This is a genomic window from Janthinobacterium sp. MP5059B (assembly GCF_001758645.1).
GTDB lineage: Bacteria > Pseudomonadota > Gammaproteobacteria > Burkholderiales > Burkholderiaceae_D > Janthinobacterium > Janthinobacterium lividum.
On the sequence record NZ_LRHX01000007.1, the window covers coordinates 121,409 to 146,332 of the forward strand.

24 protein-coding genes are annotated in these 24,924 nt (G+C 62.8%); 11 read left to right on the forward strand and 13 right to left on the reverse strand.

Going from position 1 to position 24,924, the window contains the following annotated elements; all coding sequences use genetic code 11:
• Nucleotides 1–154: 154 nt before the first annotated feature.
• The 5 genes from prmC to JAB1_RS11060 all read right to left on the reverse strand — a co-directional run bounded on the left by prmC (nucleotide 155) and on the right by JAB1_RS11060 (nucleotide 4,863).
• Nucleotides 155–985, reverse strand: a complete 831-nt coding sequence (gene prmC, locus JAB1_RS11040) for a peptide chain release factor N(5)-glutamine methyltransferase (protein ID WP_070279973.1) — start codon at nucleotides 983–985, stop codon at nucleotides 155–157.
• An 11-nt stretch (nucleotides 986–996) separates the two neighbouring features.
• Complete coding sequence (locus JAB1_RS11045; RefSeq protein ID WP_034783901.1) at nucleotides 997–1,467, reverse strand: disulfide bond formation protein B; 471 nt, start codon at nucleotides 1,465–1,467, stop codon at nucleotides 997–999.
• Nucleotides 1,468–1,652: 185 nt separating this feature from the next.
• Nucleotides 1,653–2,729: a peptide chain release factor 1 gene (prfA, locus tag JAB1_RS11050; protein WP_034783736.1), complete on the reverse strand. Its 1,077-nt coding sequence runs from the start codon at nucleotides 2,727–2,729 to the stop codon at nucleotides 1,653–1,655.
• 88 nt (nucleotides 2,730–2,817) lie between these two features.
• Nucleotides 2,818–4,092, reverse strand: a complete 1,275-nt coding sequence (gene hemA / locus JAB1_RS11055; RefSeq protein ID WP_034783735.1) for a glutamyl-tRNA reductase — start codon at nucleotides 4,090–4,092, stop codon at nucleotides 2,818–2,820.
• A gap of 81 nt (nucleotides 4,093–4,173) precedes the next feature.
• Nucleotides 4,174–4,863, reverse strand: a complete 690-nt coding sequence (locus JAB1_RS11060) for a response regulator transcription factor (protein WP_034783734.1) — start codon at nucleotides 4,861–4,863, stop codon at nucleotides 4,174–4,176.
• Between the two features lie 169 nt (nucleotides 4,864–5,032).
• Between JAB1_RS11060 and JAB1_RS11065 the strand changes: the two genes are divergently transcribed.
• Nucleotides 5,033–5,536: a hypothetical protein gene (locus JAB1_RS11065; RefSeq protein ID WP_034783732.1), complete on the forward strand. Its 504-nt coding sequence runs from the start codon at nucleotides 5,033–5,035 to the stop codon at nucleotides 5,534–5,536.
• A gap of 3 nt (nucleotides 5,537–5,539) precedes the next feature.
• Here the strand turns inward: JAB1_RS11065 and minE are convergent, their stop codons facing one another.
• The 4 genes from minE to metE all read right to left on the reverse strand — a co-directional run bounded on the left by minE (nucleotide 5,540) and on the right by metE (nucleotide 10,073).
• Nucleotides 5,540–5,791: a cell division topological specificity factor MinE gene (minE, locus tag JAB1_RS11070; RefSeq protein WP_034752886.1), complete on the reverse strand. Its 252-nt coding sequence runs from the start codon at nucleotides 5,789–5,791 to the stop codon at nucleotides 5,540–5,542.
• Nucleotide 5,792: 1 nt separating this feature from the next.
• The gene (minD, locus tag JAB1_RS11075; RefSeq protein ID WP_034783730.1) at nucleotides 5,793–6,608 is read right to left on the reverse strand and encodes a septum site-determining protein MinD; all 816 of its coding nucleotides are present in this window, start codon (nucleotides 6,606–6,608) and stop codon (nucleotides 5,793–5,795) included.
• A gap of 37 nt (nucleotides 6,609–6,645) precedes the next feature.
• Nucleotides 6,646–7,395 (reverse strand): septum site-determining protein MinC, encoded by a 750-nt coding sequence (minC, locus tag JAB1_RS11080; RefSeq protein WP_034783729.1) that lies wholly within the window; start codon nucleotides 7,393–7,395, stop codon nucleotides 6,646–6,648.
• Nucleotides 7,396–7,751: 356 nt separating this feature from the next.
• Complete coding sequence (metE, locus tag JAB1_RS11085; protein ID WP_070279974.1) at nucleotides 7,752–10,073, reverse strand: 5-methyltetrahydropteroyltriglutamate--homocysteine S-methyltransferase; 2,322 nt, start codon at nucleotides 10,071–10,073, stop codon at nucleotides 7,752–7,754.
• A 118-nt stretch (nucleotides 10,074–10,191) separates the two neighbouring features.
• On the opposite strand from metE, the gene JAB1_RS11090 reads away from it, so the two are divergent.
• From JAB1_RS11090 to JAB1_RS11110, 5 genes are all read left to right on the forward strand, one after another.
• Nucleotides 10,192–11,100 carry a LysR family transcriptional regulator gene (locus JAB1_RS11090; protein WP_034783726.1) on the forward strand — a complete coding sequence of 303 codons (909 nt, stop codon included), beginning with the start codon at nucleotides 10,192–10,194 and terminating at the stop codon, nucleotides 11,098–11,100.
• 128 nt (nucleotides 11,101–11,228) lie between these two features.
• A complete protein-coding gene (phaP, locus tag JAB1_RS11095) occupies nucleotides 11,229–11,714 on the forward strand; it encodes a TIGR01841 family phasin (RefSeq protein WP_034783725.1) in 486 nt (161 codons plus the stop codon).
• Nucleotides 11,715–11,927: 213 nt separating this feature from the next.
• The gene (locus tag JAB1_RS11100) at nucleotides 11,928–13,106 is read left to right on the forward strand and encodes an acetyl-CoA C-acetyltransferase (RefSeq protein ID WP_034783723.1); all 1,179 of its coding nucleotides are present in this window, start codon (nucleotides 11,928–11,930) and stop codon (nucleotides 13,104–13,106) included.
• A gap of 142 nt (nucleotides 13,107–13,248) precedes the next feature.
• Nucleotides 13,249–13,989, forward strand: a complete 741-nt coding sequence (gene phbB, locus JAB1_RS11105) for an acetoacetyl-CoA reductase (RefSeq protein WP_034783722.1) — start codon at nucleotides 13,249–13,251, stop codon at nucleotides 13,987–13,989.
• A 117-nt stretch (nucleotides 13,990–14,106) separates the two neighbouring features.
• Nucleotides 14,107–15,549: a hypothetical protein gene (locus JAB1_RS11110; RefSeq protein ID WP_070279975.1), complete on the forward strand. Its 1,443-nt coding sequence runs from the start codon at nucleotides 14,107–14,109 to the stop codon at nucleotides 15,547–15,549.
• Here JAB1_RS11110 and JAB1_RS11115 read toward each other — a convergent pair.
• Nucleotides 15,486–16,106, reverse strand: a complete 621-nt coding sequence (locus JAB1_RS11115) for a LysE family translocator (RefSeq protein WP_254672054.1) — start codon at nucleotides 16,104–16,106, stop codon at nucleotides 15,486–15,488. The two genes, JAB1_RS11110 and JAB1_RS11115, sit on opposite strands and share 64 nt — an antisense overlap.
• Before the next feature lie 153 nt (nucleotides 16,107–16,259).
• Here JAB1_RS11115 and JAB1_RS11120 point away from each other — a divergent pair, with 153 nt between their 5' ends.
• The 4 genes from JAB1_RS11120 to JAB1_RS11135 all read left to right on the forward strand — a co-directional run bounded on the left by JAB1_RS11120 (nucleotide 16,260) and on the right by JAB1_RS11135 (nucleotide 18,828).
• Entirely contained in the window at nucleotides 16,260–16,742 is a 483-nt protein-coding gene (locus tag JAB1_RS11120; protein WP_034752896.1) for an Lrp/AsnC family transcriptional regulator, read from the forward strand.
• Between the two features lie 78 nt (nucleotides 16,743–16,820).
• The gene (pip, locus tag JAB1_RS11125; RefSeq protein WP_034783717.1) at nucleotides 16,821–17,777 is read left to right on the forward strand and encodes a prolyl aminopeptidase; all 957 of its coding nucleotides are present in this window, start codon (nucleotides 16,821–16,823) and stop codon (nucleotides 17,775–17,777) included.
• Between the two features lie 112 nt (nucleotides 17,778–17,889).
• Entirely contained in the window at nucleotides 17,890–18,330 is a 441-nt protein-coding gene (locus tag JAB1_RS11130; RefSeq protein WP_034783716.1) for a DUF2721 domain-containing protein, read from the forward strand.
• A gap of 42 nt (nucleotides 18,331–18,372) precedes the next feature.
• On the forward strand, nucleotides 18,373–18,828 hold the full coding sequence (locus JAB1_RS11135) for a hypothetical protein (protein WP_034752899.1): 456 nt from the start codon (nucleotides 18,373–18,375) through the stop codon (nucleotides 18,826–18,828).
• 127 nt (nucleotides 18,829–18,955) lie between these two features.
• Here JAB1_RS11135 and JAB1_RS11140 read toward each other — a convergent pair whose 3' ends face one another.
• Nucleotides 18,956–19,537 (reverse strand): SRPBCC family protein, encoded by a 582-nt coding sequence (locus JAB1_RS11140; protein WP_249153662.1) that lies wholly within the window; start codon nucleotides 19,535–19,537, stop codon nucleotides 18,956–18,958.
• Between the two features lie 160 nt (nucleotides 19,538–19,697).
• On the opposite strand from JAB1_RS11140, the gene JAB1_RS11145 reads away from it, so the two are divergent.
• Nucleotides 19,698–21,704 (forward strand): NADPH-dependent 2,4-dienoyl-CoA reductase, encoded by a 2,007-nt coding sequence (locus JAB1_RS11145; protein WP_070279977.1) that lies wholly within the window; start codon nucleotides 19,698–19,700, stop codon nucleotides 21,702–21,704.
• Between the two features lie 78 nt (nucleotides 21,705–21,782).
• Here the strand turns inward: JAB1_RS11145 and ybaL are convergent, their stop codons facing one another.
• The gene (gene ybaL, locus JAB1_RS11150) at nucleotides 21,783–23,492 is read right to left on the reverse strand and encodes a YbaL family putative K(+) efflux transporter (RefSeq protein ID WP_070279978.1); all 1,710 of its coding nucleotides are present in this window, start codon (nucleotides 23,490–23,492) and stop codon (nucleotides 21,783–21,785) included.
• Nucleotides 23,493–23,700: 208 nt separating this feature from the next.
• Complete coding sequence (locus JAB1_RS11155; protein WP_070279979.1) at nucleotides 23,701–24,822, reverse strand: beta-ketoacyl-ACP synthase III; 1,122 nt, start codon at nucleotides 24,820–24,822, stop codon at nucleotides 23,701–23,703.
• Between the last annotated feature and the right edge of the window lie 102 nt (nucleotides 24,823–24,924).

The following is a 24,924-nucleotide window of genomic DNA, read 5'->3' on the forward strand; positions in this document are numbered from 1 at the left end:
AAATGCGTCGGCGCCGGCCCAAAAAACGCCGCGTCGCCAGCGTCCGCCCCGGGGAGCGGGGACGGCGCTTCGGTCAGGAATTCGCTTGATATTTTAACAAACTGCGGGGGGATCTGGCGCGCTGCCGGGTCAAGCTTTGCGCAGGTGGCGGCGGTCAGCCCAGGCGGGCGCCGCTGACTCTTTCGATGCCGGCCAGGTCGCGCCAGCTTTGCACTTTGCTGTAGCCGGCGTCGGCCAGCAAGCCGCGCACGGATGCTGCCTGGTCATAGCCGTGCTCCATCAGCAGCCAGGCGCCTGACGCCAGGTGGCGCGCGGCGCCGGAGACGATGGTGCGCAGGGCCGACAGGCCATCCGCATGGTCGGTCAGCGCGCCGGCAGGCTCGAAGCGCAAATCGCCTTCGGCCAGGTGACGGTCGCCGCTGGTGATGTAGGGGGGATTCGAGACGATCAGGTCGAACTTTTCCGTGCCCAGCGCTTCGAACCAGTCGCTGGCCATGAAGGTGATGTTGACGCCATTGGCGCTGGCGTTGCGGCGCGCCACGGCCAGCGCCGTGCTGCTGACATCCAGGGCCGTGACGACGGCGTCGGGCCGCGTGTGCGCCAGCGCGACGGCAATGGCGCCGCTGCCCGTGCCCATGTCGAGCACCCGTCCGCCGGGCGGCAGGCGCTCGAGCGCCAGTTCCACCAGCACTTCCGTGTCGGGGCGGGGGATCAGCACGGCGTCGTTCACTTCGAACGGCAGGCCGAAGAATTCGCGCTGGCCCACGATGTAGGCGATCGGCTCGCCCTGCAGGCGGCGTGCCAGCAAGCTGGACAGGCGTTCCGCTTCATCGGGAGTGAGCACACGCTCCGATTGCGTGATCAGGCTCACGCGCGACAGGCCCAGCGCATGGCCCAGCAGGATGCGGTTGTCGAGCGGATCGAGCAGTGGACGGATTTGCAGGGCGCCGACAGTGCTGCCGGCGGGGATCAGTGTTTCTGACATGGTGCTTTCAATTATTTCTGACGGCGCAGCAAGGTCCACAGCAGGCCGACGCTAAAAATGGCGAACCAGATGAACGCCCATTGCGGAATTGACAGGCCGAAAAACGGCTCGCCGGCGTTTTCGCAGGCGCCATAGGATTCAAACATGAAGGGCATGACTTGCGCCGTGAAAATCTTGTTCAGCGCCGTTTCCACCGGATCGATGCCGCACGAGAAGCCGGGGTTGGCCAGCACGTACAGATGCTTGGCGCCCACGCCCAGGCCGCCCAGGGCAGCCAGCAAGCCGATGCCGGCGCCGATCTTTGGACGGTTGGCGGCCGCGCCGGCCAGGCAGGCGATGCCGATGGCGAGGAACAGGTAGCGCTGGATCACGCACAGCGGGCACGGCGCCATGTTCATGGCATGCTGCAAATACATGGCCACGCCCAGCATCAGGAAACACAGGGCGGCGATCGACAGGAGGACGGTGCGTGAATTTTTCATGGGCGACACGGTGAGGTGGATGGAATCGAGCTGGTCATTTTCGCACAAGGCTGGATTTTTATTGCTTAGCCGCTACTTAAACCCTTGATTTGGCTGGACGCTTTAAAAAGTGTTCAGGGCAAGGCGCAGCGCCGCAGGCAGTACGAATGTACGGCCAGGCGATGCAACGCCGCCATGGACGCTTTTTAATCGCCCAAGGCAGCCAGCAGTTCCGCCTGGTGCTCTGCCGCCAGCGCATTCGTCAAGTCCGTCAAATCCCCATCCATGATGAAGTCCAGCTTGTACAAGGTCAAATTGATGCGGTGGTCCGTCAGGCGGCCTTGCGGGAAATTATAGGTGCGGATGCGCTCGCTGCGGTCGCCCGAGCCGATCAGGCTCTTGCGGGTGGCCGCTTCCTTCGACTGCTGTTCGCGCAGCTGCACGTCCTTGATGCGCGCGGCCAGCACTTTCATCGCCTGCGCCTTGTTCTTGTGCTGGCTGCGGTCATCCTGGCACTCCACCACGATGCCGGTCGGCAAGTGGGTGATGCGCACGGCGGAGTCTGTTTTGTTGATGTGCTGTCCACCGGCGCCCGAGGCGCGGTAGGTGTCGATGCGCAGGTCGGCCGGGTTGATGTTGACGTCTTCCACTTCATCGGCTTCCGGCATCACGGCCACCGTGCAGGCGGACGTGTGGATGCGGCCTTGCGTTTCCGTGGCCGGCACGCGCTGCACGCGGTGGCCGCCCGACTCGAATTTCAGTTTTGAATACGCGCCGTTACCTACTACGCGCACGATCACTTCGCGGTAGCCGCCCAGGTCGGAGTCGGATGCCGACACCAGTTCCACCTGCCAGCGGTTGCGTTCGGCAAAGCGCGTGTACATGCGCAGCAGGTCGCCGGCGAACAGGGCCGATTCATCGCCGCCCGTGCCGGCGCGAATTTCCAGGAAGATATTGCGTTCGTCATTGACGTCCTTCGGCAGCAGCATGGTTTGCAATTCGCGCTCCAGCCGCGCCATGGTGGTCTTGGCCGCCTCGATTTCTTCCTGGGCGAATTCCTTCATGTCCGGATCGGACAACATTTCTTGCGCTGTCGTAATATCGTTGCCCGCTTCCTGGTAGGAATGGTACAGGGCGACCAGCGGACCCAGTTCGGCGTGCTCGCGCGTCATCTTGCGGTAGCTGTCCATGTTCGACGTGGCGTCCGGGTGCATCAGCAGTTCGTCGAGTTCGACCAGGCGGTTCGCCAGTTGATCGAGTTTGGCCAGCATGGATGGTTTCATAGCGATTCGCGGTAAAAGAGTGTAGGGATGGTGCAGGCCCGGCAGGCGGGCAGGGGGCGGTCGCGCGCGGGCGGCCAGCGGGGCTGCGCTAACGGCGGGGGCGGAACAGTTTTGGCAGCAGGGTGACCAGCTGCTTGCGCTCGTCGCCTTGCGCGTGGTGCAGCGCCTGCTGCGGGCCGTGCAGGAACTTGGCCGTCAAGCCTTTCGACAGCGCTTCCAGGACGGCGTCGATGTCGGCGCCCTTGGCCAGCATCTTGCGCGCCCGTTCCACTTCCATCAGGCGCAGCGCTTCGCTGTTTTCATGCAAATGCTGGATCACGGGCACCATGGCGCGGTCATCGACCCAGCTCATGAACGATTGCACGCGCGTCTCGATGATGGCTTCGGCTTGCGCCACGGCCGCTTGCCGGCTTTCCAGGCCCGTCTGCACGACCTTGCCCAGGTCGTCGACCGTGTACAGGAAGACGTCGTTCAAACGGCCCACTTCCGCTTCGATGTCGCGCGGCACGGCCAGGTCGACCATGAACATGGGCTTGTGGCGGCGTGCCTTGATGGCGCGTTCGACCAGGCCCAGGCCCAGCAGCGGCAAGGACGATGCCGTGCACGAGATGACGATGTCGAACTGGTGCAGCTGCTCCGGCAGGTCGGCCAGGCGGATGGCCTTGCCGTTGAAGCGGTGCGCCAGCTCCTCGCCCCGTTCCATGGTGCGGTTGGCAATGGTGATGCTTTTCGGGTTTTGCGCCGCGAAGTGCGTGGCGCACAATTCGATCATTTCGCCGGCGCCGATGAACAGCACGTTCTGCTCGGCGATCTTGTCGAAGATGCGCTGCGACAGGCGTACGGCGGCGGCCGCCATGGACACGCTGTGCGCGCCGATTTCCGTGCTGCTGCGCACTTCCTTGGCGACGGAAAAGCTGCGCTGGAACAACTGGTGCAGATACGTGCCCAGGCCGCCCGCTTCGTCGGCCGTGCGGATGGCGTCCTTGATCTGGCCCAGGATCTGCGTTTCGCCCAGCACCATCGAATCGAGCCCGGAGGCGACGCGGAAGGTGTGGCGCACGGCATCGTGCTGCGGCAACATATATAAGTGGGGGCGCAGCTCGCTGTAGTTGAGCTTGTGATAATCGGCCAGGAAATGCGCGCCCGCGTCGAGCGGATTGGGCACGTGGCTGGCCGCATACAGCTCGGTGCGGTTGCAGGTCGACAGGATGGCCGCTTCGTCGTTGTCGCGCAAGTCGATGCGCTGAAACCAGGTGCGCGCCGCCATCACCGCCGAACCCAATTGCTCAGGCGCAAACGCCAGCTGTTCGCGGAGCGACACTGGGGCGGTGGTATGGTTGAGGCCGACGGCGAGCAGTTGCATTTCAGGGCTGTTGGGATGACTTATGCCGACATTATAGCGCTTTGTGCCCGCGCTTTGAGCAGGTCAGCCGTTTGCCGCCGTTCAGCCGCCCAGTTTTTCCAGGCGATAACCGTAGCTGTAGACGGGCACCAGCCTGTAGCCGTGTTCCGGTTTCAGCTGCAGCTTGTTGCGCACGCGCGAGACGTGGGTATCCATGGTGCGCGAAGGCAAGGCCGTGTCGCGCTGCCACACGGCTTCGTGGATGTAGGCGCGCGACAAAGGACGGCCCAGGTTGCGGAAAAACAGCAGCGCCAGGGCGAATTCCTTGTGCGTCACGTCCAGTACTTCGCCATCGCGCAGCAGGCGGCCGGGGCGGGTTTCAAATGTGTAATGACCGAATTGCAAGTATTCCGCGCCATTCTGGGCCGGGTAGGCCACACGCAGCAGCGCCTGGGTGCGCAAGGTCAGCTCGCTGCGTCGCAGGGGCTTGATCATGTAGTCGTCGGCGCCGGCCGTCATGCCCGCCACCACGTCGTCTTCGCCGGAACTGTTGGTCATAAACAACACGGGTGCCTTGGGCGCCAGTTTTTCCCGGGCTCGGCGCAAGACTTCTGCACCGTCCAGATCGCTCACATGCCAGTCGAGGATGAGCATGTCGCAACTGTCCTTGCGCAGTTGCCCCAGCATGTCCTTGGCACTTTGAAACTCGTGGCAAGCGTGGCCGGCGGCGGTGAGCACCTGGCAGATCAGTTCTGCCTGGCTATGGTCGCTATCGAGTACGGCAATTCGCATAATTGGCTGGAGTGTGTAGCAACAAACAGACGGTCCGCTCTGCTTATCGTAATGTTAAGGAATGCTCAAGTGAAATATAACAGAGATTGCAACTGTGTCCAGTGAAATCGGCAGCTGAGGCCTTTACGTTACACTTGTTCATCTACCCCCTACTCGCGGAGAAACGGCCATGTCAGACAAGAGCACTACCGATTGGACACTGATACCGGGCAGTCGTGCCGAAATCGAGCAAGTGCGCGAGCGTTGCCGGCGCCTGGTGCAGCGGCGTGCCATGATGTCGGCGGGCGCTTCGGCCATTCCCATTCCCGGCATCGACCTGATGTCGGATGTCGGTCTGTTTTCCATGCTGATCAATGATATCAACCACGAATTCGGCCTTACGCCCGAGCAGATCGAGCGCCTCAACCCGCAGTTCAAGATGATGGCCTACCGCGCGGCGGTGGGCATGGGCGGCATGTTGGTGGGAAAGCTGGTATCGCGCGAACTGATCCTCCACCTGCTCAAGCGCAGTGGCGTCAAGATTGCCACCAAGCAGGTGGCGCGCTTCGTGCCGTTTGCCGGACAGGCGGTGGCGGCAGCCATTGGCTACGCCGTATTCCGCCAGATCGGCAACCAGCACGTGAACGCCTGCGCCGCGGTGGCGCAGGAATTGCTCACGGTCAGGCCGGATTAACGCTTAGGCGTCCGGCAGCACCACGTTGACGTCGAGCACCTCCAGGTTGCCCTGGCGGTCCAGCGAAATCTTGATGTCGTCGGCATTGACCTTGGTGTACTTGGAAATGACGGCGATCAATTCCTTGTGCAGGGCGGGCAGGAAGTCCGGACCATCGCGTCCGCTGCGTTCGCGGGCGATGATGATCTGCAGGCGTTCCTTGGCCGCGGTGGCCGTTTTCGGCTTTGGGGGGAACAGGAAAGAAAGCAAGGCCATATCACTTCGCCCCAAAAATGCGCTGGAGTAATCCAGGCTTTTCATAGTTGGTAAAGCGCAACTCGACATCTTCGCCGAGGAAACGCGAGACCACGTCTTCATAGGCTTGCGCCACGTCCGTGCCCGTGAAATGGATGGCCGGGTTGCCCTGGTTCGAGGCGGCCAGCACTTGCTCCGATTCCGGAATGATCCCCACCAGCGGGATGCGCAGGATTTCCTGCACGTCCTGGTAGGACAGCATTTCATCCGATTCCACGCGTTTCGGCGAGTAGCGGGTGATCAGCAAATGTTCCTTGACGGGCTCGCCGCCCGTCTGCGCGCGGCGCGACTTGGCTTGCAGGATGCCCAGGATGCGGTCCGAATCGCGCACCGACGACACTTCCGGGTTGGTGACGATGATGGCTTCGTCGGCAAACGTCAGCGCCATCAGCGCGCCATGCTCGATGCCGGCCGGCGAATCGCAGATGATGAACTCGAAACCCATGTTGATCAGGTCGTTCAACACGCGTTCCACGCCTTCTTCCGACAAGGCATCCTTGTCGCGCGTTTGCGAGGCGGGCAGGATGAACAGGTTGTCGCAGTGCTTGTCCTTGATCAGGGCCTGGTTCAGCGTGGCCTCTTTGTTGATCACATTGATCAGGTCGTAGACGACGCGGCGTTCGCAACCCATGATCAGGTCGAGGTTACGCAGGCCCACGTCGAAGTCGAGCACGGCTGTCTTGTGGCCGCGCATGGCCAGGCCAGTGGAAAAACTGGCGCTAGAGGTCGTCTTGCCGACACCGCCCTTGCCGGACGTCACAACAATAATTCTTGCCACAAATAATCCTTTTCAGATATCTCTTGAATTGTGCAGCTTAAGAGCGGTTCACGGGAGTGACCGGATTGACAGAGTGTATATCGATTCTGTCGCCAGCCAAACGAATTTGCGCGGGTCCGCGCGCCATTTCCGCAGGGAAACCATCCTCGAACGTGCGGTACACGCCGGCGATCGAGACCAGTTCCGGTTCCATGGCCAGCGCGAAGATGCGCGCCTGGGCATTGCCCGAGGCGCCGGCCAGCGCGCGGCCGTACAGCGAGGAATACACGTGGATGCTGCCGTCGGCGATGATTTCAGCGCCATTGTTGACGACGGCGGTGATGATCAGGTCGCAGCCGCGCGCATAAATGCGCTGGCCGGCGCGCACGGGCGTGTCGATCACCATCACCTGTGCGTCGGCGCCCGACTGGGCGGCGGCCGTGGGCGTATCCTTGGGGCCATCCTTGGGCGGCGCATCGTCGCGCGTCTTGCCGCTGTCGAGGCTCAAGCCTTGCGCCAGGATGGCGTCATGCATGTCGGCCGGCGCATTGCGTACGGCGACGGCATTCAAACGGTATTTTTTCAGCAGGGCCACGAGGGCGGCCCAGTCGATGGGCACGCCGCCGGGCGGCAAGGCCGCCACGTCCAGCACGGCCAGGTCGTCCTCGAAAAAGTCGGCCACGCCTCCCGTCATGTCGCGCAAGGCGGCATCGAGTGCCTGCGTATCGGCGCTATGCAGAATGGCGGAGACAGCAACGACGGTGGAAATCTTGATTTCGATAGGCTTCTGCGACGGGCTTTTGGACATAAACATTTATCAAAGTGAAACTGCGGCAGGCTAGATGTTCCGTACGGCAACAATGGGAGCAGTAAATTTCTTGCATTCTACTGCAAAAAAATCAGCATCAGGGGCCTGGCACGTGCTATTCCGCAGGGCAACACCTACTTCATGTCAAAAAAAACGGACGGCGCCCCGGAAAACCGGTGCGCCGCCCCGAAAGCAGCCGAGAATGCGGCTTGAGTACGTCTATCAAAACCTACTGCGCGTCGTAATTTGCGGCCTGCGATGCTCACTGTACCTTCGTACAGTTGCGCTTCTCAACCACAACTTTCTTCCGCTCGCTACGGTTTTGTTAGGCGTTGCATGACCTTGCCATATTTTCATCACGCCGCACGCATCTGCTGCGCCGCCGCGACCATATTTTTTAAAGCCGCCTCCGTTTCCGCCCAGCCCCGCGTCTTCAGGCCGCAATCGGGGTTGACCCACAAGTTGGCCGGAGGAATCACGGCGCTGGCTTTTTGCAGCAATTTCACCATGTCGAGAGTCGAGGGGAGGCGCGGCGAGTGGATGTCGTACACGCCGGGGCCGATTTCGTTCGGATACTGGAACTGGCCAAAGCCCTTCAGCAGTTCCATGTCGGAGCGGCTCGTCTCTATCGTGATGACGTCGGCGTCCATGGCGGCGATCTGCGGCAGGATGTCGTTGAACTCGGCATAGCACATGTGGGTGTGGATCTGCGTCGTGTCGCTGACGACGGATGCGGCGATGCGGAAGGCGCGCGTGGCCCAGTCCAGATAGGCGTCCCACCGGCCGCGGCGCAGCGGCAAGCCTTCGCGGATGGCCGGCTCGTCGATCTGGATGATGCCGATGCCGGCCGTTTCCAGGTCTTGCACCTCGTCGCGGATGGCCAGGGCCAGTTGCAGCGCCGTCGTGGCGCGCGGCTGGTCGTCGCGCACGAACGACCATTGCAAGATCGTGACCGGGCCCGTCAGCATGCCCTTCACCGGTTTATGCGTCAGGCTTTGCGCGTGCACCGTCCATTCGACGGTCATGGCGGTGGGGCGCTGCACGTCGCCGTAAATGACGGGCGGCTTCACACAGCGCGAGCCGTACGATTGCACCCAGCCCTGGCGCGTGAAGATAAAGCCGTCCAGTTGCTCGCCGAAGTATTCGACCATGTCGTTGCGTTCCGCTTCGCCATGCACGAGCACGTCCAGGCCCAGCGCTTCCTGGCGGCTCACGGCGTGGGCGATTTCGGCGCGCATCTGCTGTTCGTAGTCGTTCACAGCCAGTTCGCCTCGCTTGAAACTGGCGCGGGCGGCGCGGATGGCCGTCGTCTGCGGGAAGGAACCGATGGTCGTCGTCGGGAAGTCGGGCAGTTGCAAACGCGCGCGCTGCATGGCCTGGCGCTGCGGGAAGCTGGAATCGCGGCGGTCGACGGTGGGCGTGAGCGTTTGCAGGCGCTGCGTCACTTGCGGGCGGTGCACGCGGGGACTGGCACGGCGGCCGGCGATAGCCAGGCGAGACACGGCCAGCGCGGCATCATCGGGACGGCCTGCGAGCGCACCCTTGAGGACGGCGACTTCGGACAGTTTTTCCGTGGCAAACGCCAGCCAGCTCTGGATGTCACCATCGAGCTCCGTCTCGGCCGCCAGGCTGAACGGCACGTGCAGCAGGGAGCACGACGGCGCCAGCCACAGGTGGCCGTTGCGTTTGGCAGCCAGCGGCTGCAGCACGGCCAGGGCCGCGTCGAGGTCGGTGCGCCAGATATTGCGGCCATCGACGATACCGACCGACAAGACTTTATGCGCGGGCAGCCAGTCCGTTACGCTGATCAATTCATGCGGCGCGCGGATGCCGTCCACATGCAGGCCGGCCACGGGCAGGCGGCACGTCAGGCTGAGGTTTTCTTCCAGCGGCGAGAAATACGTGGCCAGCAGGATATTTATACCTACCTGGTTCAGCTGCCAGTAGGCGCTTTCGAAGGCGCTGCGCCAGGCAACAGGCAAGTCCAGGCCCAGGATCGGCTCGTCGAGCTGCACCCATGCCACGCCTTGCTGTTTCAGGCGGTCGAGCAGGGCGCCGTAGACGGGCAGCAATTGTTCCAGCAGGGCCAGGCGGTCGAAGCTTGACTCGCCGGGCGTCTTTTCCTTACCCAGCCAGAGGAAGGTGAGGGGGCCGATCAAGGCCGCCTTGACCTGGTGGCCCAGCGCCTGTGCTTCGGCTACTTCCGCCAGCAGGCGCTCGCACGCGAGAGAAAACCGGGTCTGCGGCGACAATTCGGGCACCAGGTAATGGTAATTGGTGTCGAACCACTTGGTCATTTCCAGCGCGGCAGTGCCGGCGGCGTGTGCATGGTGCGCGTGGCCGCAGCCGGCATGGGCGGCGTGCGTGTCTGCGCCGCGCGCCATGGTGAAATAGCGTGACAGCGGCGACTGCTCTGGCGCGAAGCTGAAACGGGCCGGTTCGCAGCCCAGCAGCTGGATATGGTTGGCCACCTGGTCGTAAAAGGCGAAGTCGCCCACGGTAACGTAGTCAAGACCGGCATCGCGTTGCAGGGCCCAGTGGCGCGCCCGCAGTTGCCGGCCCGTCGTTTCCAGGGCCGCCTCGGACACCTCGCCGCGCCAGTGGCTTTCCAGCGCCAATTTCAGTTCACGCGCGGCGCCGATACGGGGAAAGCCAAGGATGTGGGTGTGCACGGTCATGATGTCATCGAGATTTAATGTGAATGCGCTAGAGTGTGCGGCAACTTGGTCTATAATCAAAACGAAACATTTTGCCGAATAACATGAAAATAATTCACGTACGCCATTTCATTTGCCGATGCTAGAAATCCGCCACCTGCGCACCCTGAGTGCCTTGCGTTCGTCCGGCAGCCTGGTGCGCGCCGCGCAGCTGCTCAACCTGACCCAGTCGGCCCTGTCGCACCAGATCCGTTTGCTGGAAGAGCGCTACCAGGCGCCCCTGTTCGAGCGCAAGTCCATGCCGATCGCCTTTACGGCCACGGGCAGCCGGCTGCTGGCCCTGGCCGACAAGCTGCTGCCCGAGATCGAACTGGCCGAGCGCGACGTGGCGCGCCTGTCGCAAGGCGACAAGGGGCAGTTGCGCGTGGCGCTCGAATGCCATACCTGTTTCGATTGGCTCATGCCCGTGATGGATGCGTTTCGCCAGCGCTGGCCGGAAGTGGAAATCGACCTGGTCTCCGGCTTTCACAGCGAACCGGCGGACTTGCTGCGCTCGGGCGAGGCGGACCTCGTGATCGGTTCGCCGTACGGCCCCGACTTCACCGTGTTTCCCCTGTTCCGCTTTGAAATGCTGGTGGTGATGGCGCAGAAGCACCGGCTGCAGGCGCAGCGCCGGCTGGTGGCGGCCGACTTTACGGGCGAGACATTAATTACCTATCCGGTGCCGGAAGAGCGTATCGACCTGATCCGCGAAGTGCTGCGGCCGGCCGGCATCGCGTTTGAACGCCGCACGGCGGAATTGACGGTCGCCGTGCTGCAGCTGGTGGCGAGCCGGCGCGGCATTGCCGCCTTGCCGAACTGGGCCATCAAGAATTACGTCGATTACGATTATGTGGTGGCGCGCCCGGTGGGCGAGCACGGCTTGTGGAGCGACCTGTATGTCTCCGTGCCTGATCATCTGCAGGACAAGGCGTATGTGCGCGATTTCGTTAGCGTGATACGCGAGCAGTGCGCGGCCTCGCTGGACGGTATCAAGTTGTTGTCCTGATCAACGTTGAGTTGGAAACAAACCAACAGCAAAGCTTGATAAATATCAAGGTTCAGCAATGAACCACCGCTTACAGTTGAGTACTGTGCGGCGCAACATGCACCGCCATCAAATTGGAGAGGAACACTATGTTTTCATTTTCCGAGCAATGGGCACTGGCCGGCAAGGCCCTGGTGGAAGCACAATTGATCAGCGCGCAAGCGTATGCCCAGGCCGCTGTCGACAGCGGCGCCAGCGTGCTGGACTTGCAGATCGATGCGGCTCGCGCGGCGCTGGCCGCCGCTACGGTGGCAGGCAATCAGCTGCTGTCCGTGAAGGATCCGCAAGCGCTGCTGGAACTGTCGCGCACGCAGTCGCAACTGGCCATCGAACGCATCGGTGCATATGGCCGCCAGGCAAAGGATGTTGCCCAAGAAACCCAGGAGAAATTCGACACTGTGACAAAGGGTGAGTTTGCTGCATCGCGTCAAAAATTTGGCGAGCTGGTGCAGGTGGTAAAGCAAACGCCTGTGCCCCTGATTATTCCCTTCAATAATTTTCTAAAAACCACTTTCGGCGGCGCCGATGAAGGGTATGATAAAAATAAAAATACGCGTCCTGCTCGCCAGGCGTAAGCGTGTTGCGGCCCGGCAGCGGCTATCCGCCGCGCCAGGCCGCCCGCCGCCACCGCAAGCAGGCTGTCATCGCCGCCGCCTGCGGTGCGGCGCTGGAACTGCGGCGCGTGCCGCGCTAGAATGAAACGCAGCTTGCTGTGTCTTCCCGGATACTCATTGGATTGTATTAACACCTTGACCTTGGCCCTCGTGGCCTGCTTATCGGAGAAATAAATGGATGATGTCGTAATCGTGGCCGCCGGCCGTACCGCAGTCGGCAAATTCGGTGGCAGTCTGGCCAAGATTCCTGCGTCCGAACTGGGCGCGCATGTAATCAAGGGCTTGCTGGCACAAACTGGCATCGACCCGAACCTGATCGGCGAAGCGATCCTGGGCCAGGTGCTGACGGCTGCCGTCGGCCAGAACGCCGCGCGCCAGGCCGTCATCAAGGCTGGCCTGCCCAGCTCGATCCCGGCATTCACCATCAACAAGGTATGCGGCAGCGGCTTGAAGGCAACGCACCTGGCGGCGCAAGCGATCAAGTGCGGCGATGCCAACATCATCATCGCCGGCGGCCAGGAAAACATGAGCGCCTCGCCGCACGCGATGAACGGCTCGCGCGACGGTTTCCGCATGGGTGACTTCAAGATGATCGACACCATGATCGTCGACGGCCTGTGGGACGTGTACAACCAGTACCACATGGGCATCACGGCGGAAAACGTCGCCAAGAAATACGAAGTGACGCGCGCCGAGCAGGATGAATTCGCGCTGCAGTCGCAACTGAAAGCGGAAGCGGCGCAAAAGGCGGGCAAGTTCAAGGATGAAATCCTGCCGCTGGAAATCGCCAATAAAAAAGGCACGGTCGTCTTCGACAGCGACGAATACATCAAGCCCGGTTCGACCCTGGAATCGCTGGCCGGCCTGCGCCCCGCGTTCGCCAAGGATGGCACCGTCACGGCCGGCAACGCGTCCGGCCTGAACGATGGCGCCGCCGCCGTGATCATGATGTCGGCCTCGCAAGCGAAAGAACTGGGCTTGAAGCCGCTGGCGCGCATCAAGGCCTACGCTTCGTCGGGTCTGGACCCGGCCGTCATGGGCATGGGCCCCGTCTCCGCATCGCGCCTGTGCCTGAAAAAAGCCGGCTGGACGCATGAAGAGCTGGACCTGATGGAAATCAACGAAGCGTTTGCCGCGCAAGCGATTGCCGTCAACAAGGAAATGGGCTGGGATACCAGCAAGATCAACGTGAACGGCGGCGCGATTGCCATCGGCCACCCGATCGGCGCGTCCGGTGCGCGCATCCTGGTCACCCTGATCCACGAAATGATCCGCCGCGACGCCAAGAAAGGCCTGGCAGCACTGTGCATCGGCGGCGGCATGGGTGTCGCCCTCGCAATTGAGCGTGATTAATCGCTGACAGCGAACTTGGGCCGTTACGCGCAATGCGTGGCGGCCTGGTCCGGTGCAGTACGCCGCCGTCACGCGGCGGTTTTGGATTGCTTTCATTAAATAATTAACTTTTTAGCAATAGAACGACACTGAGGGGATGAAAATGGCAAGAGTTGCATTGGTAACTGGTGGCATGGGTGGTCTGGGCGAAGCGGTGTGTTTCAAGCTGGCTGCGCTCGGCTATCGCGTGGTGACCACATATTCCCCAGGCAATCCGAAGGTCGCGGAATGGCTGGCGTCGACCAAAGACATGGGTTACGACTTCAAGGCATATCCGTGCGACGTGGCCGACTACGATTCGGCGGCTGCCTGCGTGGCGGCCGTGGAAGCGGAAATCGGTCCTGTCGACGTGCTGGTGAATAACGCCGGCATCACGCGCGACATGACGTTCAAGAAGATGGACAAACCGAACTGGGATGCCGTGATGGGCACCAACCTCGATTCCGTCTTCAACATGACCAAGCCCGTCTGCGACGGCATGGTGGAACGCGGCTGGGGCCGCATCATCAATATCTCGTCCGTGAATGGCCAGAAGGGCGCCTTCGGCCAAACCAACTATTCGGCCGCGAAAGCCGGCATGCATGGTTTCACCAAGTCGCTGGCGCTGGAAGTGGCGCGCAAGAACGTCACCGTCAACACCATCTCGCCAGGCTACATCGGTACCAAGATGGTCATGGCGATTCCGCAGGAAGTGCTCGACAGCAAAATCATCCCGCAAATTCCAATGGCGCGCCTGGGCAAGCCGGAAGAAGTGGCCGGCCTGGTCGCTTACCTGGCTTCCGATGAAGCCGCGTTCGTCACGGGCGCCAACATCTCGATCAACGGCGGCCAGCACATGTCGTAATCGGTATTGAGGTCAAACAAAAAGACAGCTGCGGCTGTCTTTTTTTATGCTTGCTAGCAAAACAAGGTGATCGCCGGATTTGCCTTAGAATCAGCATTTCTCCACTGCACCATTTCCATGCCCCTCTTTCCTGTCTTGCGCCGCGCCAGCGTGGCCGCCATTCTTTTCCTGGGCGCCGGCGCGGCCCAGGCCAGTGTCGCGTTCCATGTCACGGTGACTACCGAGCGCGTCAACAAGCCCGACGTGAAAACCAGCCTGCCTGCGCGCGATACGCAGGAAAGCGATGTCGTGCTGGGGCCCCATTACCTGAGCGTGCGTGATGGCACGCGCTTGTCCGTACTCGATTTTGCCGCGCGCCGCCGCCACCTGATCGATATGGCGGCATCCACCTACGACACGTATTCGCTGTTCGACGTGGCGGGATTTCGCGTCTTCGAACTGCGCCACCGGCAAGGGATCGTCGGCATATTGAAGGCGGGCGGCCTTGAGCAGCACGCAACGTTGCCCGTGTATGAGGAACAGGCTTTGTCGGTGCTGGACAACAAGCGGCGCAACGCGCTGGCGCCGCAAGTGCTCGACGGCGCCGTGCTGTGGTCGCTCGACGGGCAGCCCCTGCTGCGCCTGGGGATAGCTGGCAGCCCCGTCAGCGGCGACGATGCCACGGCGTTTGCCCAGTACCTGCGCTATACCTGGGGCGGCCATCCGCTGGTGCTGAAGATGCTGGCCGACGGCAAGCGCATTCCCGCCGAATTTACCATGCACTACCAGGAGGTGGGTGGCAGCGTGACGCGCCACTTCCGCGTCGGCGCCATGACGGTGGGTGCGCCCGCCACGTATACCCTGGCCGCCTACCGGCCACGCCCGCTGGCGGCCGATGCGCCCCCGCTCGAGCGCGTGCTGGCGCAGGCGGCGCGGTTGCCGCCGCTGAGTCCGCAGGCGCATCCGGCGCTGCGCGCCGAGGCCGAGCGCCTGTTTGCGGCAGGCAAGCCCTTCGAGGCATTTTTGACCATGCTGGAAGACCATTTTTCTACGGGCGCGCTGGTGGACAAGCTGACGCCCCAGCAACAGCGGGCCATGCAGGAGTGCCAGCCCATCCACGACTTGACGCGCGCACTGCTGGCCAAGGACCAGGAAGGCATCAAGGCAGCATTGACGACGGTGCAGGAATCAAGGACGCAAACGGGGCTGGAGCAGCCCGTGCTGGCCTTGTTCGAAGGCAATTTGCGCGCCAAGCTGGGGCAATGGCCGGAAGCGACCGCGCTGTATCTGCAAGTGCTGCAGGCCAAGCCGCAGATGGCGGCCGTGTACCAGGACCTGGGCGATGCCTTGCTGGCGCAATTCGATGCGCCGAATGCCTGGCGCAGCTGGGACGCGGGACGGGCCATGGCGCCCACGCTGCGGCAATTTCGCAAGATCAACGAGCTGGAGCGCAGCCTGCTGAACGACTACCCCGCCTTTTTTGCCGGCGGGGCGCCGCTTCCGCTACCGCTGAAAAGTCAGCCCAGCACCAGCCGCCCGGCCAGCAAGAAGAAGACGGTGGGCAGCACGAACTTGCCGTAAGGCGAAGGTTTGCCGCGCAGGCGGCGCGCCAGGCGCGCTGCCAGGACGGCATACAGGGCATCGAACAGCAGGCCGACCAGCACCAGGACGGCGCCCAGGCGCAGGTATTGCATGCCGACCTGCTCGCTGCCGGCGACGAACTGCGGCAGGAACATGCTGCAAAACAGCAGTGCCTTCGGATTGAGCAGATTCGTCAGGAAGCCGCGCACCAGGCTGGCGCGGGCGCCATGCGCCGTGGCGGGCGCGGCCGCTTCCTGCACCGTTTGGGTCGACAGGGCCGACTGCAGCAGGCGCAGCGCCAGGTACAGCAGGTAGGCGGCGCCCGCCCATTTGACCCATTGCAAGGCTTGCGGATGCGTCACCATCAACGCCGCCAGTCCCGCGCCCGACAGCGCCACGTGGACGGCGCGCGCGCCGGCGATACCGAGGGCCGTCACCAGCGCCGTGGCCACGCCGCGCGCGGCGCCCGTCGCCAGCACCAGCGCCATGTCGGGGCCCGGTAATAAAAAGGCGCCAGCCAGTGCCAGCAGGTACATCAGGAAGGTAGAATCGGACATGGGCCAGTCGAAAAGAAAAGCGGGAGCATGCGCACGGTGCAGCCTGCTCGCCGGATCCCATTATGTTCTTGCTGTGATGAAATGTGCTTGCTTTTCCTGCCCTGCATGCCCTAGTATTCGGGTAGATTCAACTCCTATAAAAACAAAAAATAGATGAAAATTTCAGAAGTTAGCCTCGACGCCACCGATTTGCAGATACTCAGGCTGTTGCAGGATGAAGGACGGCTGTCGAATGCGCGCCTGGCCGAGCGCTTGAAGCTCAGCGAAACCCCCGTCTGGCGCCGTCTGCGCCGCCTGGAAGAGGAAGGTTTTATTACCGGCTACCAGGCTTTGCTTAACCGCAAGAAGCTGGGCATCGGCCTGGTCGCGTTCGTCCGGGTCGTGTTTGCCAACCATGGCGGCGAGCAGCCGTCGCAGTTCGAGCAAGCCATCGCGACGATTCCCGAAATCTTGTCGTGCCACAATGTGGCGGGCGAAGCCGATTATTTCCTGCAAGTGGTGGCGCGCGACCTGGAAGCATATGGCGAATTCGTCTCGACCGTGCTGCGCCGCCTGCCTGGCGTGGCGGAAATCCAGTCCAGCCTGTCGATGCGCGAAATCAAGTCGTCGAACCGCCTGCCCTTGCTGCTGGCCTGAGGCGCCGGGGGCGCACTATAATTGGAACAGTTGCCAGGACTCGTGCCTGGCGCCCTGACCGCCACTCCGAGGACCGCCATGCCCGATTCCCTGACTCCCCTGTTTCCCGTCCTGTCGCCGAACCGGCACGGCATGCTGGCGGTCGATGACATCCACACCATTTATTGGGAAGAGTGCGGCAACCCCGACGGTATTCCCGTGCTGTTCCTGCATGGCGGGCCCGGCGCGGGCCTGTCGCCGCAGCACCGCCGCTTCTTCGATCCGCAGCGCTACCGCGTGATCCTGTTCGACCAGCGCGGCGCGGGCAAGTCCACGCCGCTGGGCGAATGGCGCAACAACACGACGCAGCTGCTGATCGCCGATATCGAACGCCTGCGTGCCCAGTTCGGCATCGGCCAATGGCTGGTGTTTGGCGGCTCCTGGGGCTCGACCCTGGCGCTGGCGTATGGCCAGGCGCATCCGGAAGCCTGTCTCGGTTTCGTGCTGCGTGGCATTTTCCTGTGCACGCAGGCGGAAATCGACTGGTTCATCGACGGCGTGCGCTGGTTCTATCCGGAACTGTACGAGGAATTCGCCGCGCCCATTCCGGCAGAGGAAAGGGGCGACTTGCTGGCCGCCTACGTGAAACGCATCCTCAGCAGCGATCCCGCCGTGTACTGGCCGGCCGCGCGCGCCTGGAGCCGCTTCGAAGGGCGCCGCGTGTACCTGATGCCGCAACCGGAAGATGCGCCGAACGATGCGCTGGACCTGGGCGTGGGCCGGCTCGAATCGCATTACATGGCCAACCTCGGTTTCTTCGAGGAAGACCAGCTGATCCGCAACATCGGGCGCATCGCGCATTTGCCGGCCGTCATCGTGCAAGGGCGCTACGACGCCATCTGCCCGCCGCTGTCGGCCTACCGTTTGCAGCAAGCCTGGCCCGGCGCACAGCTGGAAATGATCCCGGACGCGGGCCATGGCGCGCTCGAGCACGGTATCGCTTCGGCGCTGGTGCGCGCCACCGAGCGCTTCGTGCCGGGGCGCGGCTTCGCATGACGTTCAACCACGCCGGTTGGCAAAGCGGCCAGCCGGCGTGCGCCACCTGCTACACTATGGCCTGTGCTGGCGCCACGGTCGGGCGCCGGTGTGAACCCACGACTTTTTATCCATGAACATACAGATCGGCGACATCGGCCATATCATCCAGCTGGCGATTGCGCCGGTTTTCCTGTTGACCGGTATCGGTACCATGCTGGTGGTGCTGACCAACCGCCTGGGCCGCATCATCGACCGCACGCGCGTGCTGGAAGACCGGCTCGACATCGGCTACAACGATTTCTATATGGATGAGCTAGATACCTTGTATCGGCGTACCCATCTGATCAACTATTCGATTTCGCTGAGCACGGCGTGCGGTTTCTTCGTCTGCGTCATCATCGCCATGCTGTTTTTGGGCGATATTCTGAACCTGACCCTGGACAAATACATCGCGGCCTTCTTTGTGCTGGCCGTGATTTGCCTGATCGGCTGTTTTATTTATTTACTGCGCGAAATTTATCTGGCCGCGACGGCCCAGCGCATCCGGCGCCATATCCGCCCGCCACGTTAAGCGGCGCGCCGGTTTACCCTACTATTGAAGAACGAGTCCAGCATGCACGATTACAAACGTCCCCCCACCCTGCACCGCTACGGCCAGCGCAGCGAACTCGAGCTGGCGCTGAGCCTGGGCCAGTTCCGCCTGGCGCCAGCGGGCAATTGTCTGACCCTGAGCTTTTCGCAAGTGTGGGACAAACAATTGTTCGATCTGTTCGCCCCGGCCGACGCCTGTTTGATCATCCACAATACGGAAGAATTCGGCGAACGCCTGCACCGCGCCGTGCAGCGCACCCTGCCCAGCTGGGCAGGCATCGATGGCCTGGTCGAATACGGCCAGCGCGCCGCCCTGGGCGCCGCCTTCACCAAGACGCGCGCCGAGGCGCCCGAGCAGGAATGGCTGTTCGCCTGGCGCTCGATGCAGCCGCAAGCGAGCCTGAACCCTGTCACGGTAAAACTGGGCAGCCTGGAAAACTTCGCGGAAATCCGCGACCGCGATACCTATTTGGCCTGATTTTTTAACACCGGATGAAACCGTAGCGAGCGGATGGGAGTTGTAGCTGAGCAGCGGAGCTGTGCTTTAGCACAGTGAGCAGCGGAGGCTGCAAATCGCGACGCGCAGTAGGTTTTTTCCGGTGTCGTTATCCGGATTTATCGGCGTACTGGCTGTCGATGCGGGTGAGTACGGCCGCCATCATGCGCTCGATATCGCCGCGTATCATGGTCGTGCCCAGCATGCCGGGCACATAGAAGCCCGGCATCAGCCGGCTGGAAAAGACGATGCGCGTGCCGCCCGTCTCCGGGATGGGATACAGATTCCAGCGCGATTCGTAATGCCGCATGTCGCCCGAGATCAGGGCGATATCGATGGCCGTGAACGGCGTTTCCGTGGCCCGCACCACCAGGTGGATGGGGTGGTTCATGAACAGGAAGCGCGCCATGCCCTGCTGCTCGATGATGACTTCATTGCCGTTGCGCGACAGCACGCGGCAGGAGCTGAGGTCGGGCACGAATTCATGCATGCGCTCGTACGTGGTCAGGGTCTTCCAGACGGAGGCCGGCGGCGCCTGCACGCTGCCGCTGGCATCGACTTCATACATGCGCTGCCCGTCGACCTCGATGCGCTTGACGTCGACCTTCAGCCTGTCCAGGCGTGTCGCCTGTGCCAGCGCGGTCGCGGGGACGGCGCACAGCATCAGCAGGCAAAGGAAGAGTCGCGTCATGCACCTAGCCTACGGGAAACTTGCCCCCGGCACAAGCTGTACGCATCGCCGGCCCGTGCGCCGGGCGATTTAGAACTCCCGGTCTAGAGAAATACGCTGCGGCGAGCGGCAATGCTTGCTACCGTACGGCCTGCATACCACCTCTACCGGACCGATCACCATGACTGCCTATCCCCACCTGCTGGCCCCGCTCGACCTGGGTTTTACCTCTTTGCGCAACCGCGTCATCATGGGGTCCATGCACACGGGCCTGGAAGACCGCTTTTACCATTATGGCAAGCTGGCCGCGTTTTACCGCGAACGGGCGCGCGGTGGCGTGGGGCTGATCGTCACGGGCGGCATCTCGCCGAACCGCCTCGGCGACGTGCCGAACCACCGCAAGGTGACGCGCGCCGTGCACGAGGAGGGCGGCAAGATCGTCATGCAGATCCTGCATGCGGGCCGCTATGGCTATCAGCCGTTCGTCGTCTCGGCGTCGGCGAAGAAATCGCCGATCTCGCCATTCCGGCCCCGTCCCCTGAGCGAACGGGGCATCGAACGCACCATCTGCGACTACGTGCGCTGCGCGCGTCTGGCGCAAAAGGCCGGCTATGACGGCATCGAGGTGATGGGCAGCGAGGGCTACCTGTTGAACCAGTTCCTGTGCGCGCGCACGAATCTGCGCCAGGACCGCTGGGGCGGCAGCATCGAGAACCGCATGCGCCTGCCCGTGGACATCGTGCGCCGCATCCGCGCCGCCGTCGGCCCCAACTTCATCATCATGTACCGCCATTCCCTGCTCGACCTGGTCGAGGGCGGCAATACCTGGGACGACGTGGTGACGGTGGCCAAGGCCCTGGAACACGCCGGCGTGACCATTCTGAATACGGGCTTCGGCTGGCATGAGGCAAGAGTGCCCACCATCGTCACCTCCGTGCCGCGCGCCGCCTTCGCTTCCGTGGCGGGCCGGCTGCGCCGCGAAGTCAATATCCCCGTGGTGGCGTCGAACCGCATCAACATGCCGCACGAAGCGAACGCCATCCTGGAACGCGGTGACTGCGACCTGGTGTCGATGGCGCGGCCTTTCCTGGCCGACCCGTTTTTTGTCGCCAAGGCCGCCGCCGGCCGCGCCGACGAAATCAATACCTGCATCGGCTGCAACCAGGCGTGTCTCGACCATACGTTTGCCAACAAGCGCGCCAGTTGCCTGGTCAACCCGCGCGCCTGCCATGAAACGGAACTCGTCTACGCGAAAAAGGCCGTGCCGCGTCGGGTGGCCGTCGTCGGCGCCGGTCCGGCCGGCCTGTCCGCCGCCTGCGTGGCGGCCGAATGCGGGCACGAGGTGAGCCTGTTCGACGGCAGCGATAGCGTGGGCGGCCAGTTCAAGGTGGCCATGCAGATACCTGGCAAGGAAGAATTTACGGAAACCATCCGTTATTTTGCGCGCCGGCTGGCGCTGCTGGAAGTCAAGCTGCACCTGGGCCAGCGCGTGACGCGCGAGCAATTGCTGGCGGGCGGCTATGACGACGTCATCGTCGCCACCGGCATCAAGGTGCGCCTGCCGGCCATTCCCGGCATCGACCATCCGAAGGTGCTGTCGTATCTGGATGTGCTGCAAAGCAAGAAACCCGTGGGCGCGCGCGTGGCCATCATCGGCGCGGGCGGCATCGGTTTCGACGTGGGCGAATACCTGCTGCACGACCCGGTGCACCCGCTGCCCCAGCCTGTGGCCACCTGGGCGGGCGAGTGGGGCGTGGACCTGGATGCGGCCACCGGCGGCGGCCTGGTGCCGCCCGTGGCGCCGCATCCCGTGCGGCAGATATTCCTGTTGCAGCGCAAGACCTCGAAAGTGGGGGCGGGACTGGGCAAGACGTCGGGCTGGGTGCACCGCGCGGCACTGGCGAGAAACGGCGTGGCCATGCTGGCTGGCGTGAGCTATGACAAGATCGACGAGCAGGGCTTGCACATCACCGTGGGCGGCGAGCAGCGCCTGCTGGCGGTGGACAACGTGGTTATCTGCGCGGGCCAGGACAGCTTGACGGAACTCATGCCGGAAATGGACAAGGATGGCAAGCCGCTGGCGGCGGGCGGCCCCCGTTTCCATAAGATCGGCGGCGCCGCGCTGGCGGCCGAACTCGACGCCAAGCGGGCGATACGGGAAGGCGCGGAGCTGGCCGCCAGTTTATAACCCGGAAAAAACTGGGGTCGGACCCTGAGGGTCCGACCCCGGCATTTGCATGGGCTAGAGGTTCGGTATCAAAGAACCTTAATGGCTATGCCCCTTCTTCGCCGCATCAAAACTCTGCAGCACGTGTTCGGCCATGCCATTCGCCAGCTCGTGCTCGCCGATAAACACCTTGCCCGCGTTTTCCGCGCGCAGCAATTCCGCCTCTTCCTCGCTGTGCGTGCGCACCACCGTCATGATGTTCGGGTTCAGCGCGCGCGCCGTCTCGATCATGGCGCGCACGTGGAAGGTATCGGGCGTGGCGATGACGAGCATGGTGGCGTGCGTGATGTGCGCCTGGATCAGCACGGCCGGTTCGCCCGCATTGCCGGCCACGGCCGGGATGCCCTGCTTGCGCAGCTGGTCGACGATTTCGCGGTTTTCCTCGGCCACGACGAAGTGGATGCCCCGTTCCATCAGTGCGGCGGCGATGCGCCGGCCCACGCGGCCATAGCCGACCAGGACGATCTGGCCCGACAGTTTTTCCTGTGGCACCGTCATCGGCAGCTCGGCCAGCGGGTCGGTGGTGCGTTCGAACTTGCGCGCGAAATCGCTGTTGCTCATCACGCGCAGCAACGGCTTGGCCATGCTGAATACGAGCGGGTTGAGGGCAATCGACAGGATGGCGCCGGCCAGGATCAGGCTTTGGCCTTCTTGCGGCATCAGGCCCAGCGACAGGCCCAGGGCGGCCAGGATGAACGAGAACTCGCCGATCTGCGCCAGGCTGGCCGAGACGATGATGGCCGTTTTCGGCGGATAGCGCAGCGCCATCACGAGCAGGAAGGCGGCGATCGACTTGCCGAAGATAATGATGGCGCACACGGCCAGCACTTGCAGGGGCTTCTCGATGAGGATGTTCGGCTCGAACAGCATGCCGACGGAAACGAAGAACAGCACGGCAAACGCGTCGCGCAGGGGCAGCGACTCTTCCGCGGCGCGGTGGCTGAGCTCGGATTCGCGCAGCACCATGCCGGCAAAGAAGGCGCCCAGCGCGAAGGACACGCCGAACAGCTTGGTCGAAGCGTAGGCGATGCCGACGGCGGCGGCGATCACGCACAGGGTGAACAGCTCGCGCGAACCGGTGCGCGCCACCTGCCACAAAATCCACGGGAACAGCTTGCGGCCGACCACCAGCATGAAGACGATGAAGCCGGCCACTTGCCCCAGGGTAATGGCCAGGGTTTGCCACAGGCTGACAGCCTCGGCATCCGGCGCGACCTTGCCGCCCAGCACGCCGGCAAACGCCGGCAGCAGCACGAGCACCAGCACGGTGACGAGGTCTTCCACCACCAGCCAGCCGACGGCGATGCGGCCATTCAGCGAGTCGAGGATGCCCCGTTCTTCCAGCGCGCGCAGCAGCACCACGGTACTGGCCACGGACAGGGCCAAGCCGAAGATCAGTCCGCCACCGAGGGTCCAGCCCCACCAGTGGGCCAGGCCCATGCCCATCGCCGTGGCGACGCCGATCTGCAGGATGGCGCCAGGCAGCGCGATCTTGCGCACGTCCCACAAATCTTCGATGGAAAAGTGCAGGCCGACACCGAACATCATCAGCATCACCCCGATTTCCGCCAATTGCCCGGCTATTTCCGCATCCGCCACAAAACCGGGCGTGGCCGGTCCGATGATGATGCCGGCGGCCAAGTAGCCGACCAGGGCCGGCAGTTTCAGGCGCGCGGCGATGAAGCCGAAGATGAGGCCGAACCCGAGGGCGGCGGCGATGGTGGTGATCAGGCTGATGTCATGGGGCATGCGTGTGGGGTTCCTTATGGGACGTACGGATGGAAAAAGATGTTGCTCAGCGACCAAGTATAAACGCATCAAAGCCCCTGCCGGAAGGTTCCTGCGGCTTTATTGCAAAAAACCTGTGCACTATCTTCGTCCAGGTGGCCACGAACGCATGTCATCCACCCGGATCTTCTCCTAATTCAAGGATTCAACCCTATGCCACCCCGTGTCTTTACACCTTGCGCACGATCACGCAGCCGATGGAATAACCGGCGCCGAACGAGCAGATGACGCCCGTGGCGCCCGCCGCCATATCATCCTGATATTTATGGAAGGCGATGATGGAACCGGCCGACGAGGTGTTGGCGTAGGTGTCGAGGATCACGGGCGCTTCGTTGGCTTCCGCGTCGCGGCCCAGGATCAGGCGCGCGATCAGCAGGTTCATGTTCAGGTTAGCCTGGTGCAGCCAGTAGCGGGAGACTTGCGCCACTTCCACGCCGGCCTTGGCCAGGGTCGCCTTGATCATTTCGGCGGCCATCGGGCACACTTCCTTGAAGACTTTGCGGCCTTGCTGGCGGAACAGCTTGTCGGCCTGGCCCACGCCGGACTCGTCAAAACGGTTGAGGAAGCCGAAATTGTTGCGGATGGCGTTAGAGAAGCGCGTTTTCAGTTCCGTGCCGATGATCTCGAACTGGTGCTTGGACACGGCAGTGTCTTTCGCTTCCACGATGATGGCCGTGCAGGCGTCGCCAAAAATAAAATGGCTGTCGCGGTCGCGCCAGTTCAGGTGGCCGCTGGTGATTTCGGGATTCAGGACCAGCACGGCGCGCGCCTGGCCGCTTTGCACGGCGGCCACGGCTTGCTGGATGCCGAAGGTGGCGGACGAGCACGCCACGTTCATGTCAAAACCATAACCGTCTATGCCCAGCGCATCCTGCACTTCCACGGCCATGGCCGGGTAGGCGCGCTGCATATTGCTGCAAGCCACCAGTACCATGTCGATATCGGCTGGCGTGCGGCCCGCGCGCGCCAAGGCGTCGCGCGCGGCGGCAACCGCCATTTCCGCTTGCAGGGACAGTTCATCATCGCCCCGTTCCGCGATGCGCGAGACCATGCGCGCCGGATCGAGGATGCCTTCCTTTTCCATCACGAAGCGCGACTTGATGCCGGACGCCTTTTCGATGAAGGCCACGCTCGACAGGTCCAGCGCCGTCACTGTGCCCGCGGCGATCGCGTCGGCGTTGTCGGCATTGAACTTTTCAACGTAGGCATTGAAGCAGGTGACCAGCTCTTCGTTGGAGATCGAAAATGGCGGCGTGTACAGTCCGGTACCGCTGATGACGACTTGTTTCATGGTTAAGCTTTCAAATTTGGCAATCGGCGCGATGCCGATAAGTGAAGCAAATTTTACACAAACGGGCTCGACTGTAGAGAGTTTCGTGTTACGGGGCAGGGC